General features: G+C 59.9%; 17 protein-coding genes and 1 tRNA gene. All 18 read right to left on the reverse strand.

Going from position 1 to position 15,879, the window contains the following annotated elements:
• Positions 1–15: 15 nt before the first annotated feature.
• The 18 genes from nuoL to JAB8_RS05205 all read right to left on the reverse strand — a co-directional run bounded on the left by nuoL (position 16) and on the right by JAB8_RS05205 (position 15,774).
• Positions 16–2,100: an NADH-quinone oxidoreductase subunit L gene (gene nuoL, locus JAB8_RS05120; RefSeq protein ID WP_070288756.1), complete on the reverse strand. Its 2,085-nt coding sequence runs from the start codon at positions 2,098–2,100 to the stop codon at positions 16–18.
• 46 nt (positions 2,101–2,146) lie between these two features.
• The gene (gene nuoK / locus JAB8_RS05125) at positions 2,147–2,455 is read right to left on the reverse strand and encodes an NADH-quinone oxidoreductase subunit NuoK (RefSeq protein ID WP_010399724.1); all 309 of its coding nucleotides are present in this window, start codon (positions 2,453–2,455) and stop codon (positions 2,147–2,149) included.
• Positions 2,452–3,084: an NADH-quinone oxidoreductase subunit J gene (locus JAB8_RS05130; RefSeq protein ID WP_034779507.1), complete on the reverse strand. Its 633-nt coding sequence runs from the start codon at positions 3,082–3,084 to the stop codon at positions 2,452–2,454. The genes nuoK and JAB8_RS05130 overlap by 4 nt, the downstream gene beginning before the upstream one ends.
• Before the next feature lie 65 nt (positions 3,085–3,149).
• The gene (gene nuoI, locus JAB8_RS05135; RefSeq protein WP_010399726.1) at positions 3,150–3,638 is read right to left on the reverse strand and encodes an NADH-quinone oxidoreductase subunit NuoI; all 489 of its coding nucleotides are present in this window, start codon (positions 3,636–3,638) and stop codon (positions 3,150–3,152) included.
• 14 nt (positions 3,639–3,652) lie between these two features.
• Positions 3,653–4,735: an NADH-quinone oxidoreductase subunit NuoH gene (gene nuoH / locus JAB8_RS05140; protein ID WP_070224109.1), complete on the reverse strand. Its 1,083-nt coding sequence runs from the start codon at positions 4,733–4,735 to the stop codon at positions 3,653–3,655.
• Positions 4,735–7,068, reverse strand: coding sequence for an NADH-quinone oxidoreductase subunit NuoG (gene nuoG / locus JAB8_RS05145; protein ID WP_070288757.1), 2,334 nt, complete (start codon positions 7,066–7,068; stop codon positions 4,735–4,737). The genes nuoH and nuoG overlap by 1 nt, the downstream gene beginning before the upstream one ends.
• A gap of 22 nt (positions 7,069–7,090) precedes the next feature.
• Positions 7,091–8,386, reverse strand: coding sequence for an NADH-quinone oxidoreductase subunit NuoF (gene nuoF / locus JAB8_RS05150; RefSeq protein ID WP_010399729.1), 1,296 nt, complete (start codon positions 8,384–8,386; stop codon positions 7,091–7,093).
• Positions 8,383–8,862 carry an NADH-quinone oxidoreductase subunit NuoE gene (gene nuoE, locus JAB8_RS05155; RefSeq protein WP_035820520.1) on the reverse strand — a complete coding sequence of 160 codons (480 nt, stop codon included), beginning with the start codon at positions 8,860–8,862 and terminating at the stop codon, positions 8,383–8,385. The genes nuoF and nuoE overlap by 4 nt, the downstream gene beginning before the upstream one ends.
• Positions 8,863–8,874: 12 nt before the next feature.
• Complete coding sequence (locus JAB8_RS05160; RefSeq protein WP_034749992.1) at positions 8,875–10,128, reverse strand: NADH-quinone oxidoreductase subunit D; 1,254 nt, start codon at positions 10,126–10,128, stop codon at positions 8,875–8,877.
• Positions 10,128–10,721: an NADH-quinone oxidoreductase subunit C gene (locus JAB8_RS05165; protein ID WP_070224111.1), complete on the reverse strand. Its 594-nt coding sequence runs from the start codon at positions 10,719–10,721 to the stop codon at positions 10,128–10,130. The genes JAB8_RS05160 and JAB8_RS05165 overlap by 1 nt, the downstream gene beginning before the upstream one ends.
• Before the next feature lie 17 nt (positions 10,722–10,738).
• A complete protein-coding gene (locus JAB8_RS05170) occupies positions 10,739–11,215 on the reverse strand; it encodes an NADH-quinone oxidoreductase subunit B (RefSeq protein WP_010399733.1) in 477 nt (158 codons plus the stop codon).
• 3 nt (positions 11,216–11,218) lie between these two features.
• Positions 11,219–11,578 carry an NADH-quinone oxidoreductase subunit A gene (locus JAB8_RS05175; protein ID WP_010399734.1) on the reverse strand — a complete coding sequence of 120 codons (360 nt, stop codon included), beginning with the start codon at positions 11,576–11,578 and terminating at the stop codon, positions 11,219–11,221.
• A 177-nt stretch (positions 11,579–11,755) separates the two neighbouring features.
• Positions 11,756–11,840 (reverse strand) — tRNA-Leu (locus JAB8_RS05180).
• Positions 11,841–12,031: 191 nt separating this feature from the next.
• The gene (gene secG, locus JAB8_RS05185) at positions 12,032–12,436 is read right to left on the reverse strand and encodes a preprotein translocase subunit SecG (protein WP_034749996.1); all 405 of its coding nucleotides are present in this window, start codon (positions 12,434–12,436) and stop codon (positions 12,032–12,034) included.
• Positions 12,437–12,464: 28 nt separating this feature from the next.
• Positions 12,465–13,214 (reverse strand): triose-phosphate isomerase, encoded by a 750-nt coding sequence (gene tpiA, locus JAB8_RS05190; protein WP_071654384.1) that lies wholly within the window; start codon positions 13,212–13,214, stop codon positions 12,465–12,467.
• A 73-nt stretch (positions 13,215–13,287) separates the two neighbouring features.
• A complete protein-coding gene (locus tag JAB8_RS05195; RefSeq protein WP_070288759.1) occupies positions 13,288–14,268 on the reverse strand; it encodes an NAD(P)H-quinone oxidoreductase in 981 nt (326 codons plus the stop codon).
• A gap of 73 nt (positions 14,269–14,341) precedes the next feature.
• Complete coding sequence (locus tag JAB8_RS05200; RefSeq protein ID WP_070288760.1) at positions 14,342–14,950, reverse strand: tetratricopeptide repeat protein; 609 nt, start codon at positions 14,948–14,950, stop codon at positions 14,342–14,344.
• 62 nt (positions 14,951–15,012) lie between these two features.
• The gene (locus JAB8_RS05205) at positions 15,013–15,774 is read right to left on the reverse strand and encodes a DUF2807 domain-containing protein (RefSeq protein WP_070224115.1); all 762 of its coding nucleotides are present in this window, start codon (positions 15,772–15,774) and stop codon (positions 15,013–15,015) included.
• Positions 15,775–15,879: the final 105 nt, after the last annotated feature.

Raw genomic sequence — 15,879 nt, forward strand, 5'->3', positions numbered from 1 at the left:
TTTTATCAGGTCAGCTTACTTAGCGGGCCAGAATGGCAGGAAATAGATCAGGAAGCCCAGCACGCCCAGGATCATCACGAATGCATAGTGATAGATGTAGCCGGTCTGCAACACTCGCGACAGCGAGGACAGCCAGGCGACAACCTTGGCGCTGCCATTGACGACGAAACCGTCGATCAGCTTCTTGTCACCGAAGTTCCACAGGCCATTACCCAGCAAGCGGGCACCGCCGGCGAACACGACTTCATTGAACTTGTCCATGTAGTACTTGTTGTCCAGCAGGGTGTGGATCGCGTGGAACTTGGCAAAGAACCAGGCCGGTACGCGCGGGTTGACCATGTAGCAGTAGTAGGCTGCCACCACGCCGGACAATGCCAGCCAGAACGGTGCCGTCGACAGGCCGTGGATCGCCATCGCCATCGCGCCGTGGAATTCATGCGACAACTCTTCCATTGCTGGATGGTTTTCGCCCACAAAAATCACGCCCTTGAAGAAATCGCCATGCAGCATCGGGCCGATCGTCAGGTAACCGATCAGCAGCGACGGGATCGCCAGCATCACCAGCGGGAACCACACGACGAACGGGGATTCATGCGGCTTCTGGCCAGGTTCCAGGCCATGGTGCGCGTGGTCGTCTTCGTCTTCTTCATCGTGCGCGTCCGAATCATGCTTGGCCGCAGGCGCGTGGTGGTCGTCATGACCGTGCGCGTGTGCCTGGCCGAAACGTTCCTTGCCGTGGAAAACGAGGAAATACATGCGGAACGAGTAGAACGCGGTGACGAACACGCCAGCCAGCACGGCGAACTGGGCAAAGCCAGCGCCCCAGATGTGCGTCGCTTCGACGGCTTCGATGATGCTGTCTTTCGAGTAGAAACCGGAGAACAGCGGCGTGCCGATCAGGGCCAGCGAACCGACCAGGGAAGTGATCCAGGTGATCGGCATGTACTTGCGCAGGCCGCCCATGTTGCGGATGTCCTGGTCATGGTGCATGCCGATGATGACGGAACCGGCGCCCAGGAACAGCAGTGCCTTGAAGAATGCGTGCGTCATCAGGTGGAACACGGCCACGGAGTATGCGGACGAACCGAGCGCCACGGTCATGTAGCCGAGCTGCGACAGGGTCGAGTAAGCGACGACGCGCTTGATGTCGTTCTGGATGATGCCCAGGAAGCCCATGAACAGCGCCGTGATGGAACCGATCACCAGGATGAAGGACAGTGCCGTGTCGGACAGTTCGAACAGCGGCGACATGCGCGAGACCATGAAGATACCGGCCGTCACCATCGTCGCGGCGTGAATCAGTGCCGAGATCGGGGTAGGACCTTCCATCGAGTCAGGCAGCCACACGTGCAGCGGGAACTGCGCCGACTTGCCCATCGCGCCGATGAACAGGCAGATGCAGGCAACGGTCAGCAGAGCCCAGTCGGTGCCCGGCATCGTCAGCAGTGCCAGTTCGTCTTTCTTGGCGAACACTTCCTGGTAGTTCATGGTGCCGGCGAATGCCAGCAGCAGGCCGATGCCCAGGATGAAGCCGAAGTCGCCCACGCGGTTGACCAGGAAAGCCTTCATGTTGGCCACGATGGCCGTCGGACGCTGGTACCAGAAACCGATCAGCAGATAAGAGACCAGGCCCACGGCTTCCCAACCGAAGAACAGTTGCAGGAAGTTGTTGGCCATGACCAGCATCAACATCGAGAAGGTGAACAGCGAGATGTAGGCGAAGAAGCGGTTGTAGCCTTCGTCGTCCTTCATGTAGCCGATCGTGTAGATATGCACCATCAGGGAGACGAAGGTGACCACGCACATCATCATCGCCGACAGCGAATCGATCTGGAAGCCCACTTCCATCTTCAGGGTGCCGATCGTCATCCAGTTATAGATCGTGCCATTGAATGTCGCGCCATCCATCACTGCCAGCAGTGTCTGCACGGACAGGATGAACGCAATCAGTACGCCCAGGATCGTCGCGGTATGCGACGTCTTGCGTCCGACCAAATTACCCAGGAACTGGGTGCCAAGCAAGCCTGCAATCGCGGCACCGGCCAGCGGCGCCAGCGGTACGGCAAGAAGGAGGTTAGGGTTGAGGAGTTGCCCCGCCATGATGAACCTTAATCGTTATTATTCGAGAGATCGAGTCTGAAAAACATCAGCCTTTGAGGCTGTCCAGGTCTTCGACGTTGATGGTATCCAGATTACGGAACATCACCACCAGAATAGCCAGACCGATAGCCGACTCAGCGGCGGCAACCGTCAGGATGAAGAAAACGAAGATCTGACCGGCCGCGTCGCCCATGAAATGGGAGAACGCGATGAAATTCATATTCACCGCCAGCAGCATCAATTCGATTGCCATCAGCAATACGATGATGTTCTTGCGGTTCAGGAAAATACCGACGATCGAGATTGCGAACAGGATCGCGCCCAGGACCAGAAAATGTGTGAGCGATAATGTCATGGTGCCTCCTTAACTTCCGGCTCAGCCGCAGGACGCTCGACGACCGCGTCCATCTTGATGATCTTCAGGCGGTCGTTGCGCTTGACGCGCACGGCATCGCCTGGAGCAAAATGCTTGGTGTCCTTGCGTTTGCGCAAAGTCAGTGCGACCGCGGCGACGATGGCCACCAGCAGCACGACGGCGGCGATTTCGAAGGCGAACACATATTTGGTATAGATCAACAGGCCCAGTTCCTTGGTGCCGCCCAGGTTGACGTTCACTGGCGCGATGCTCGGCGCAAAGTTGCGGAAACCGTGCCACAGGACGGCGGCCATTTCCAGCACGATGATCACGCCCACCGTCACGGACAGTGGCAAGTAGCCCCAGAAGCCTTCGCGCATGCGGTCGATATTGATATCGAGCATCATGACCACGAACAGGAACAGCACCATCACGGCGCCGACGTATACCAATACCAGCACGATGGCCAGGAATTCAGCTTGCAGCAGCATCCAGATGCCCGCTGCCGAGAAGAAGGACAGTACCAGGAACAGTACTGCGTGGACCGGATTACGGGCCGTGATGACGCGCGTCGCTGCCAGAATCAAGATCAGCGCGAAGGCGTAAAACAAAATTGTTTTAAAGTCCATAAAAAACCCAATAGACGTACAGATGAACGAGGGGCGCGCCGCAGCCAGGGGCTACGGCGCATCCATCAGCGATAAGGTGCGTCGGCGGCGCGCGCAGCGGCAATGTCATTTTCATAACGATCACCTACGGCCAGCAACATCTCTTTCGTGTAATACAAATCCCCGCGTTTCTCGCCGTGGTATTCCAGGATTTGCGTCTCGACGATCGAATCGACCGGGCAGGACTCTTCGCAGAAACCGCAGAAGATGCACTTGGTCAAGTCGATATCGTAACGCGTGGTACGGCGCGAACCGTCGTCACGCTGTTCCGATTCGATCGTGATGGCCATCGCCGGGCAAACCGCTTCGCACAGTTTGCAGGCGATGCAACGTTCCTCGCCGTTCGGGTAGCGGCGCAGCGCGTGCAAGCCACGGAAACGCGGCGAGATCGGTGTCTTCTCTTCCGGGAATTGCACCGTGATCTTGCGCGAAAACATGTACTTGCCTGTCAGCGCCATGCCCTTGATCAGCTCGCCTAACAAGAGGCTGCTGAAGAAATCTTTTACCTTATCCATTCGTATGCACTCTCTTACTTCCAAATATTCCAGGATGTCTGCATCCAGGCAGCGACGAAGACCAGGTAGACCAGCGTCAACGGGATAAACACTTTCCAGCCGAGGCGCATGATCTGGTCATAACGGTAGCGTGGGAACGTACCGCGTACCCAGATGAACACCGACACGATGAAGAAGGTCTTGGCGAACAGCCAGAAGAAGCCGCCGAAACCACCCCAGAACTCCAGGAAAGCAAATGGTGCGGACCAGCCACCGAGGAACATGATCGAAGCCAGGGCGCCGATCAGGATCATGTTGGCGTATTCGGCCAGCATGAACATGGCGTAGGCCATGCCCGAGTACTCGACCATGTGGCCGGCCACGATTTCCGACTCGCCTTCGACGACGTCGAACGGGTGACGGTTGGCTTCAGCCAGGCCCGACACCAGGTAGATGACGAACATCGGCAGCAGCGGCAGCCAGTTCCACGACATGAAATTGACGCCCTTGTCGGCGAAGAAGCCGATCTGCTGGCCGCCGACGATGTCGATGAAGTTCAGGCTGCCCGAGACCATCAGCACGATGACCATCACGAAGCCCATCGGGATTTCATACGAAATCATCTGTGCCGAAGCGCGCATGGCGCCCATGAACGAGTACTTCGAGTTCGAAGCCCAGCCGGCGATGATGATGCCGTAGACTTCCATCGAGGTAATCGCCAGCAGCATCAGCAAGCCGGCGTTGACATTGGCCAGCACGGCTTGCGGACCGAAGGGCACGACCGACCAGGCGGCCAGGGCCGGCATGATGGTCATGATCGGGCCGATCACGAACAGGCCTTTGGCGGCCTTGGACGGGATGATGATCTCTTTGAACAAGAGTTTCAGCGCATCGGCGATCGGCTGCAGCAAGCCCAAGGGGCCGACGCGGTTCGGGCCGACGCGGATCTGGATCCAGCCGATCAGCTTGCGCTCCCACAAGGTCAGGTAGGCAACCAGGCCCATCAGCGGCAACAGCACGCACAGGATCTTGATCAGGGTCCAGAAGAACGGCCACGAGCCGCCCAGCAGATCCTGGCCGCTGCTGTTGATGACGTTTACAAATTCAGGCAGAGCCATCAGATTTTCCCCTCTGCTGTTTCAACTGTGATGTCACCGAACATGCCGCCCAGGCTGGCCGTCGAGGCATGCGCCGCCGACACTTTGACCACATTGGCTGGCAGGCCGGCATGAAGTGCCGCCACCAGGATGGCGCTGCCGGAGCCTTGCGCCACTTTGACCTTGTCGCCCGCCTTGATGCCCAGCTTCTCGGCCAATGCCGGCGACAGATGGGCTTGCGGCGCGGCGCCGTCGACCGTGCGCAGCAGCGGTTCGGAGCGGCGGACCAGCGCGTCGGCGAAGTAGATCGGCACGTCGGCGATGCGTTGCAGCGCTGGCGAAGCCGGTGCGTAGCTTGCCGCTTCCGGTGCGTTCTTGGCGATATTGTTCAGCTGTGCCGACAGATCGGTCACGCCAGCGCCGAACGCTTCGTCGCGGATCGCTTCGGAGGTGTCGTAGTCGAAACCGGCCAGGCCCAGGATGTTGCCCAGGACGCGCAGCACTTTCCAGGCTGGACGGGTTTCCGCCAGCGGCTTGACGGTGCCGTTGAAGCTTTGCGCGCGGCCTTCGCAGTTGACGAAGGTGCCCGAGGTTTCAGCGAACGGGGAAATCGGCAGCAGCACGTCGGCGTAATCCATGCCGTGCTTGAAGGCCGACATCGCCACGACCATGTCGGCGCCATCGAGGGCGGCGCGGGCCGCCTGTGGATTGGCGGCATCGAGTTCCGGCTCGGCGTGCAGCAGCACGTAGGCTTTTTTCGGAGCAGCAAATGCGGCTTGCACGTTGGCGCGCGGCTTGGCGACCAGGTGCGCGCCTACCGTGTTGGCCGCTTCCGTCAGGTAACCGAGCTTGGCGCCCGTCTGTTCGGCGATCCATTGCGCGGCAGCATGCAGTTGCGACGCTTGCGGGTGTTGCGTTGCGGCGTTACCCAGCAGCACGGCACCGTGGTCGCCGGCCATCAGGCTGGCGGCGATGGCGACGGCCACGTCCGAAGCAACAACTGCTTCAAAACCGGCTGGCGCGGTGATTTCTTTCGCTTTAGCAACAGCGACGACCACTTCCGACAAGGCCGCCAGCCAATCGCTTGGCGCGACGATCATCTTGTTGGCGATGGTGATCAGCTGATCATCGTCGGAGGCGTGCAGGATCGACAGCTTGGCGCCGCCCTTGACGGACGCGCGCAAACGCGTGGCCAGCAATGGGTGATCCTTGCGCAGGAACGAGCCGATGACGAAGGCGCGCTTGATCTGGCCAAATTCGTTGATCGGCATGCCCAGCCATGGTTTCACACTGGCGTCGAGCGCGAAGTCGGTCTGGCGCAGGCGGAAGTCGACGTGCTCGGAACCGAGGCCGTGGGCGACTTTTTGCAGCAGGACCAGCTCTTCGACGGTCGAATGCGGGGTGGCCAGCGCGGCGATGGCGTCAGCGCCATGCTCGTGCTTGATATTTTTCAAACCGTGCGCCACGTATTCCAGCGCGGTCTGCCAATCGACTTCTTTCCACTCGTTGCCTTGTTTCAGCATCGGGGACGTCAGGCGCTCGGCGCTGTCCAGCGCTTCGTACGAGAAACGGTCCTTGTCCGAGATCCAGCACTCGTTGACGGCTTCGTTTTCCAGCGGCAATACGCGCTTGACCTTGCCAGCTTTCACTTGCACGATCAGGTTCGAACCGAGGCCGTCATGCGGGCTGACCGATTTGCGGCGCGACAGTTCCCACGTACGGGCGCTGTAACGGAACGGCTTCGAGGTCAGTGCGCCGACCGGGCACAGGTCGATCATATTGCCCGACAGTTCGGAGTCGACCGTCTGGCCGACAAACGACACGATTTCCGAGTGTTCGCCGCGGCCGATCATGCCCAGCTCCATCACGCCGGCCACTTCCTGGCCAAAGCGCACGCAGCGGGTGCACTGGATGCAGCGCGACATTTCCTGCATGGAGACCAGCGGACCGGCTTCCTTCGGCGTGACGACGCGCTTGTCTTCCTTGTAGCGCGATTCGCTCTTGCCGTAACCGACGGCCAAGTCTTGCAACTGGCATTCGCCGCCCTGATCGCAGATAGGGCAATCGAGCGGGTGGTTAATCAGCAAGAATTCCATGACCGACTTTTGCGCCTGCACAGCTTTATCGCTGGCGGAGCGCACGATCATGCCGGCACTGACCGGGGTCGCACAAGCGGGCAAAGGCTTGGGCGCCTTTTCCACTTCGACCAGGCACATGCGGCAGTTCGCTGCGATCGACAATTTCTTGTGATAGCAGAAGTGCGGAATGTAGGTTCCCAATTTGTTGGCGGCGTCCATCACCATGCTACCAGCAGGGACTTCGACTTTTTTGCCGTCTATTTCGATTTCAACCATGGTGATCGTTACCTGACGCAGCTTAGATATATGCGGGCACTAAGCAATGCTTGTGCTCGATATGATATTCAAATTCTTCACGGAAATTCTTAATGAAGGCCCGTACCGGCATGGCAGCCGCATCGCCCAGCGCGCAAATGGTGCGGCCCTGGATGTTGTCGGCGATCGAGTTGAGCATGTCCAGGTCGTCTGGACGACCCTGCCCCTGCTCGATGCGGTGCACCATGCGGTACATCCAGCCTGTGCCTTCACGGCAAGGCGTACACTGGCCGCACGATTCTTCAAAGTAGAAGTAGGACAGGCGTTCCAGCGCCTTTACCATGCAGCGTGTTTCGTCCATCACGATGACGGCGCCCGAACCCAACATCGAACCGGCTTTCGCGATCGAGTCGTAGTCCAGGTCGGTCTGCATCATGATGTCGCCGCGGATCACCGGCGCGGACGAGCCGCCAGGGATCACGGCCTTGATCTTTTTGCCACCGCGCATGCCGCCTGCCAGTTCCAGCAGGGTCGCAAACGGGGTGCCGAGCGGTACTTCGTAGTTGCCCGGTTTTTCCACGTCGCCCGAGATCGAGAAGATCTTCGAACCGCCGTTGTTCGGCTTGCCCATGGCCAGGTATTTCTCTGGACCGATGTTCAGCACGAAGGGCACGGCCGCGAAGGTTTCCGTGTTGTTGATCGTCGTCGGCTTGCCGTACAGGCCGAACGAGGCAGGGAAAGGCGGCTTGAAGCGCGGCTGGCCTTTCTTGCCTTCCAGCGATTCGAGCAGGGCCGTTTCTTCGCCGCAGATGTAGGCGCCATAACCATGGTGCGCATGCAACTGGAACGAGAACTCGCTGCCCATGATCTTGTCGCCCAGGAAACCGGCGGCGCGCGCCTCTTCCAGCGCTTCTTCGAAACGCAGGTATTCCTGGAAGATTTCACCGTGGATATAGTTGTAGCCAACGGTGATGCCCATCGCATAAGCGCCAATGGCCATGCCTTCGATCAGGGCATGGGGATTGTAACGAATGATGTCACGGTCCTTGAAAGTGCCCGGTTCGCCTTCATCTGTATTGCAGACGAGGTATTTCTGGCCCGGGAACTGGCGCGGCATGAAGCTCCACTTCAAGCCGGTAGGAAAACCCGCGCCGCCACGGCCGCGCAAGGACGAGGCCTTGAGGTCGGCGATGATCTGTTCCGGCGTGATTTTCTCTTCCAGGATACGCCGCAGGGCCGAATAGCCGCCGCGGTTCACATAATCTTGCAAATGCCAGTTCTTGCCATCCAGATCCTTCAGGATCAATGGATCGATATGGCGGTTGTGGAGTGACGTCATTTCTTGAGTTCCTCCAGCATGGCGTCGATTTTCTCGTTCGACATCCAGCTGCACATGGTTTTATTACTGACCAGCAAGACCGGCGCATCGCCGCAAGCACCCATGCACTCGCCCTCAACCAGGGTGAACTGGCCATCTGCGGTGGTTTCGCGGAAATCGATACCGAGTTTCTGCTTCAGGTACTCTGCAGCGCGCACGCCGCCCGACAGGGCGCATGGCAGGTTGGTGCACACGGTGATCTTGTGCTTGCCCACGGGTTTCACGTTGTACATATTGTAGAACGTGGCCACTTCCTGCACGGCAATCGCCGGCATGCCGATGTAATCGGCCAGTTCCTTCATGGTTTCCGGTGCCAGCCAGCCCAGTTCATCCTGGGCATGGGCCAGGGCGGCCATGACGGCCGACTGACGCTGGTCGGCCGGGTACTTGGCCAGCTCGCGGTCAATTTTCTTATAGCATTGCTCTGATAACAACATACTTTTTGCCTCTTAGCGGTCAATACTGCCGAACACGATATCTTGCGTCCCGATGATGGTCACGGCGTCGGCAAGCATGTGCCCACGCGCCATCTCGTCGAGCGACTGCAAGTGCGCGTAGTCTGGCGCGCGCAGTTTCATGCGGTACGGCTTGTTGGCGCCATCGGACACCAGGTACACGCCGAACTCGCCCTTCGGATGTTCCACGGCGCTGTAGGCCTCGCCTGGCGGCACGTGGAAACCTTCCGTGAACAGCTTGAAGTGGTGAATCAGCGATTCCATGTTGGTCTTCATGTCGACGCGGCCAGGAGGCGCCACCTTGCGGTTGCTGGTCATGACAGGACCTTCATTGTTGCGCAGCCACTCCACGCATTGCTTGATGATGCGGTTCGACTGGCGCAGCTCTTCCACGCGGACCAGGTAGCGGTCGTAGCAATCGCCGTTGGTGCCGATAGGAATGTCGAAATCCATCAGGTCGTACACTTCGTACGGCTGTTTCTTGCGCAAATCCCACTGCACGCCCGAGCCGCGCAACATGGCGCCCGTAAAGCCCATGGCCAGCGCATCTTCCGGCGAGACCACGCCGATGCCGACGGTACGCTGTTTCCAGATACGGTTGTCGGTCAGCAGGGTTTCGTACTCGTCCACCGAGTTCGGGAAACGGCGCGCGAAGTCTTCGATGAAGTCCAGCAGCGAACCCTGGCGGTTTTCGTTGAGCTTGCCGATGGCCTTGGCGTTGCGGATGATCGACGCCTTGTGCTGCGGCATCGCGTCCGGCAGGTCGCGGTACACGCCGCCCGGGCGGTAGTAGGCCGCGTGCATGCGCGCGCCCGAGACTGCCTCGTAGGCGTCGAACAAGTCTTCGCGGTCGCGGAAGCAATACAGGAACGGGCCCATGGCGCCAACGTCCAGCGCGTGGGTGCCGAGCCACATCAGGTGATTCAGGATGCGCGTCATCTCGTCGAACATGACGCGGATGTATTGCGCGCGCAGCGGCACTTCCAGACCCAGCATCTTTTCGATGGCCATCACGTACGCATGTTCATTGCACATCATCGACACATAGTCGAGACGGTCCATGTACGGCACGGATTGCAGGTAGGTCTTCTGTTCGGCCAGCTTTTCGGTGGCGCGGTGCAGCAGGCCGATATGCGGGTCGGCGCGCTGGATGACTTCGCCATCCATTTCCAGCACCAGGCGCAGCACACCGTGCGCGGCCGGATGCTGTGGCCCAAAGTTCAGGGTGTAGTTCTTAATCTCAGCCATTATTTCATCCCGTAATGTTCTTCGCGGATCACGCGCGGCACGTTTTCCCGCGGCTCGATCGTCACGGGCTGGTAAATCACGCGCTTTTGTTCCGGATCGTAACGCATCTCGACATAGCCGGAGACGGGGAAATCCTTGCGGAACGGATGGCCGATGAAACCGTAGTCGGTCAGCAGGCGGCGCAAGTCGTTGTGGCCTTCGAAGAGGATGCCCAGCAGGTCGAACGCTTCGCGCTCGTACCAGTTGACGGCGCGCCAGATGCCGACCACGGAGGGCAGCAACGGCATGTCGTCGTCGGGCGCGAACACGCGCACGCGCACGCGCCAGTTGTGCTTGACCGACAGCAAGTGCGAAACGGCCGCGAAACGCAGGCCGTCCCAGCTGCCGTCGCCATAGGTCGAGTAGTCGACGCCGCACAGGTCGAGCAATTGCTCGAAATGCAGGCTCGGATCATCGCGCAAGGTCTGCATCACGGCCAGGTAGTCCTCGGCCTTGACCTGCAAGGTGACTTCGCCCAGTGCAACCGTCGTGCTAACGCGATCGCCCAGGGCAGTGCCGAGGGCGTTTTGCAATACTTCTAAATGTGTTGTCATAATCTGAAGCGGCCCGGTTAGCGTGCGATCGTGCTGGTACGCTTGATCTTGTTCTGCAACTGCATGATGCCGTACAGCAAGGCTTCAGCGGTCGGAGGACAGCCAGGCACATACACGTCGACGGGCACGATGCGGTCGCAACCGCGCACCACGGAATAGGAGTAATGGTAGTACCCGCCGCCATTGGCGCAGGAACCCATCGAGATGACCCAGCGTGGCTCTGCCATCTGGTCGTAGACCTTGCGCAGGGCCGGCGCCATCTTGTTGCACAGGGTGCCGGCAACGATCATGACGTCGGACTGACGCGGCGACGGACGAAACACGACGCCGAAACGGTCCATATCGTAGCGGGCTGCGCCCACATGCATCATTTCGACCGCACAGCAGGCCAGACCGAACGTCATCGGGAACATAGACCCGGTGCGCGCCCAGTTGATCAGCTTGTCGGCCGAGGTGGTGATGAAACCTTCGCTTAATACGCCTTCAATAGCCATGGCTTATTCCCAGTCAAGGGCACCTTTCTTCCAAATGTACCAAAATCCGACCACGAATTCAGCGATGAACACCATCATCGTGACGAAACCGGCCCAGCCCAGGTCGCGCATTGCAACGCCCCATGGGAAAAAGAATGCCGTTTCCAGATCGAACAAAATAAACAGGATTGCGACCAGATAGTAGCGCACATCGAATTTCATGCGCGCGTCTTCGAATGCTTCAAAGCCACATTCGTACGGGGAGAGTTTTGCTGCGTCAGGCTTGTTAGGGCCTAACAGGCGCCCCAGGAGCTGGGGAGCGATACCGACACCGAGGCCGATAATAATGAACAGCAGGACGGGGAAGTAATTTTCGAGGTTCACGATTGATAAGCTTATATTGAACGATCGGTTAAATGAGGACGCTGCGATCATTTGCAGCGTATCTAACGCACGACCCCAATCAAAGCTAAGACCAGGATCGAACGACACATCCTCGTAAAAAAAGCCAGCAACTTTGTACGAGCCATGGCTCGTGCGCCGTTGCTGGCTTCTGATTTCTGGTGCCGACGACGAGACTCGAACTCGTACAGCTTGCGCCACTACCCCCTCAAGATAGCGTGTCTACCAATTTCACCACGTCGGCGGTAAGGCCCGTATTCTACTCTGCTTTGCCGCTAAAGTTAATGCACAAATGCATCAAAACACAGATAAAAACGATAAATTTTTACATCTTCCAGCGCGTCACGATTTTTTCCTGCCGCACTGCTGAAACATTGAGCAATAATCTGCCCGTAATGAGAATTACTCTCGATGAGGTATCGAGTTGCTACAGAATTACTTCGGAATCGCGCCTGCCGGGGTGCTGGCAACCGGTGCGGCCGCTGCTGGAGCGCTGGCCGCCGGAGCTGCCGCAGGTACCGTCGTCGGGATCGCGCCCGCGCCGGTGACCGGCACTGGCTTGACGACTTTGTCCATCACGCCGCCGCCCACCGTGGTGGCGCGCTGATTGGCCATCAGCGACAGGGCCAGCGTGGCGCCGAAGAAGATCGCGGCGGCAACGCCCGTCGACTTCGACATGAAGTTCGACGAACCCGTCGCACCGAACAGGCTGCCCGAGGCGCCCGAGCCGAAGGCGGCACCCATGTCGGCGCCCTTGCCGTGCTGCAGCAACACCAGCGCGATAATCGACAATGCCGAAATAACCTGTACTACCACTACCAGATTGAACATCATGTTCATTGCAATTCCATTCTCAGTTTAAATTAATTCAATCGGCGGCGTGAATAATCGCCAGGAAATCCGCCGCCTTCAATGCTGCTCCACCGATCAGACCGCCATCGATATCCGGCATCGCCATCAATTCTTTTGCGTTCTCCGGCTTCATGCTGCCGCCGTACAGAATCTGCACGCCGGCGGCCGCTACCGCATTCTTTGCCGCCAGCTGGGCACGCAATACCTGATGCACGTCCTGCGCCATCTGCGGCGTGGCCGTCTTGCCCGTGCCGATGGCCCAGACCGGCTCGTAGGCCAGCACCAGCTTTGCCACGTCGTCGGCGGAAATCGCCGCCAGCACGGCACCCAGCTGCTGCGCCACGACCGCGTCGGTCTGGCCCGCTTCGCGCTGCGCCAGGGTCTCGCCGATGCAGACGATAGGCGTGATGCCTGCCGCCAGCACGGCAACCGTCTTGGCCGCCACTTGCGCATCGCTCTCGCCATGGTAGGCGCGGCGCTCGGAATGCCCGATCACCACATAGCCGCAACCGAAATCCTGCAGCATGGCGGCCGAGATTTCGCCCGTGTAGGCGCCGCTGGCGTGCGCGGACACATCCTGCGCGCCCCAGCCCAGCGCCGTGCCTGCCAATTGCGCCTGGCACTGCGCCAGATACGGCGCAGGCACACAGACGGCGCTGGCGGCGCCAGAAGCAGCCAGGCCAGCAACTATTTCAGACAATAACACCGCGTTCGAGGTGCGACTGCCGTTCATTTTCCAATTTCCGACGACGAGTTTGCGACGCATAGTAGCCTAAATTCTTAATAACCCGTCATTCTAACTCCGGCACCGATGCCGGTCAAACAGGCAGTGCCCCGTTTCAGGCAACTTGCAACATGATCTTGCCCACGTGCGTGCTCGCTTCCATCAAGGCATGCGCCTCGTTGGCCTTTTCCAACGGAAAAGTTTGATAGATCACGGGCTTGATCTTGCCCGCCTCGATCAGCGGCCAGACGGTCGTGCGCAGGTGGTTTGCGACGGCCGCCTTGAAGGCGACGGAACGGGGGCGCAAGGTGGAACCTGTCACTGTCAGGCGGCGGCGCAGCAAGGCGCCCAGGTCCAGTTCCGCCTTGGTGCCGCCCTGCACGGCGATCAGGCCGATGCGGCCATCGTCGGCCAGGCAATCGATTTCGCGCGGCAGGTAGTCGCCGCCCACCATGTCGAGGATGACGTCGACACCTTTGCCATCGGTCAATTCCTTGACGACGGCGACGAAATCCTCCGTGCGGTAATTGATACCGCGTTCGGCGCCCAGCGCCTCGCAGGCGCGCGCCTTCTCGTCGCTGCCCGCCGTGGCGAACACGCGGTGGCCGAGCGCGGCCGCCAATTGAATGGCCGTCACGCCGATGCCGGACGTGCCGCCCTGCACCAATAACGTTTCGCCATCGGCCAGCGCGCAGCGGTCGAACACATTGCTCCAGACGGTAAAGAAGTTTTCCGGCAGGGACGCGCCTTCCAGCGCCGTCAAGCCTTTCGGCAAGGGCAGGCACTGGCCGGCGGGTGCGGCGCAGTATTCGGCATAGCCGCCGCCCTGCACCAGCGCGCAGACGAGGTCGCCCTTCTTGAATGCCGTGTTGCTGAAATCGCCATCGACGACTTCGCCCGCCACTTCCAGGCCCGGCAAGTCGGAGGCGCCCGCAGGCGGCGCATACTTGCCCAGGCGCTGCAGCACGTCGGGGCGGTTGATGCCGGCCGCATGCACCTTGATCAACAGTTCGCCCGCCTTATATTGCGGCGTGGGACGTTCGGCGATCTGCAAAACGTCGGCGGGACCTGGCTGGCTGATGGCAACTGCACGCATGGCGGGACTCTTTCAAGGGAAAACGGCGATTGTACGCCAAGCCGTCCACCCTTGCAGGCCGCTACATGACCTTTCAGCCACCGCCCGTTTTCGACTGGCGCGGCAAGGGCGTGCCCGGCTTCCATTGGGCCGACAGGGCCTGCCCTTCCTCGACTTGCTCATGCGTCATCTTGCGCACCACGGCGGCGCGCTGGTCGGCCGCATTCGCGTTGCCATTCGCCGCCGCCAGGTTCCACAGCATGTAGGCGATGACATTGTCCTGCTGCACGCCGCCCATGTGATAGCGGTACATCAGGCCCAGCACCTGCTGCGCCTCGGCATGGTTCTGCTCGGCCGCCTTGCGGAACCAGCCGACGGCCTGCTTGTGGTCCTGCAGCACGGCGTTGCCCGTGTAATACATGGCGCCCACCACGTACTGGGCGTCGGCCTTGCCCTGCTCGGCCGCCTTGCGGTGCCAGAACATGGCTTGCTTGTAATCCTGCGGCAAGCCCCGCCCCATGTAATACATCAAACCCAGCAAATGCTGGGCATCGGCATTGCCGGTCTTAGCAAGGGGCAATATTTCCTTGTAAGCCAGCGCGTAATTCTTGTTGTTGTAGGCGCTGGCGCCTTCGGCGAAGCCGGCCCGCGCGGGTAGCTGTATCGTCAACAGCATGAGTAATGTAATGATCAGTTTTTTCATCGGAATGGGATGTGGTCTGACAACTTATTCTTGTCCTGCAGAAGGCCTGCGGCAGGATGCTTTTACTTCCAGCTGACTTTGCCCAGGCCCTCGACACTGACATCGCGATTGGCCGGCTTGCCGTACACCACCACCGAACCGAGTCCGCTCAGGTTCAGCTTGGCATTCGTATGGGCATTCACCGTAGCATTACCCAGGCCGCTCAATTCCAGGTTGACGGCATCGACTTCGAACTGCTGCGCGTTCAGGCTGCCCAGGCCGCCCAGGCTCGCTTTCAGCAGGCGTCCGCGTCCGCCCAGCACCACGGAACCGGCGCCCTGCAAGTCCAGCTCCGCGCGCTCATTGTTGCCGATCCACAGCTGCATGCTGCCCACGCCGCCCAGGCTGGCATTGAGCTTGCGGTAGTCGCCCACCAGCTTGATGCTGCCCGCCCCTTCCAGCGACAGGGTCAGTTCCTCGCCCTTGAAACCCGTGATGTCGGTGCTGCCGAAGCCTTCCGAGCTCAGTTCGCGCAGGTTCGGCAAGACCAGGTCGGCGCGGATCGACGAAGGGCCGAGCTTGAAGCCGCGCACTTCCGTTTCGATGTGCAGGGTGTCGCCGCTTTGCGCCGTGCTGACATCGGCGATGTAGCGCTTGTCGGCCGTGATGCTCAGCGAAGGCACGTTGCCCTGGCGGATGCGCACCTCCATCACGCCGTCGAGCTTGACCCGCACCACGCGGGCGTCGACGTTGCGCATTTCCAGCAAGCGGGTCTCGGCGGCCACGCCGCGCACCAGGCCCAGTGTCGCCAGGAACAGCAGCGCCAGTTGCAGTATCTTTTTCATGTAGTGCATCCTCGGTATCTTGTTTTTATGTCTTGCGGCGCCCGCGTCGGGCGGCCGGCATTGCATCGCGCCTTGCACTCTAGCAGCGCGGAAAATGACTGGCAA

The organism is Janthinobacterium sp. HH106, assembly GCF_001758725.1.
Classification (GTDB): Bacteria; Pseudomonadota; Gammaproteobacteria; order Burkholderiales; family Burkholderiaceae_D; genus Janthinobacterium.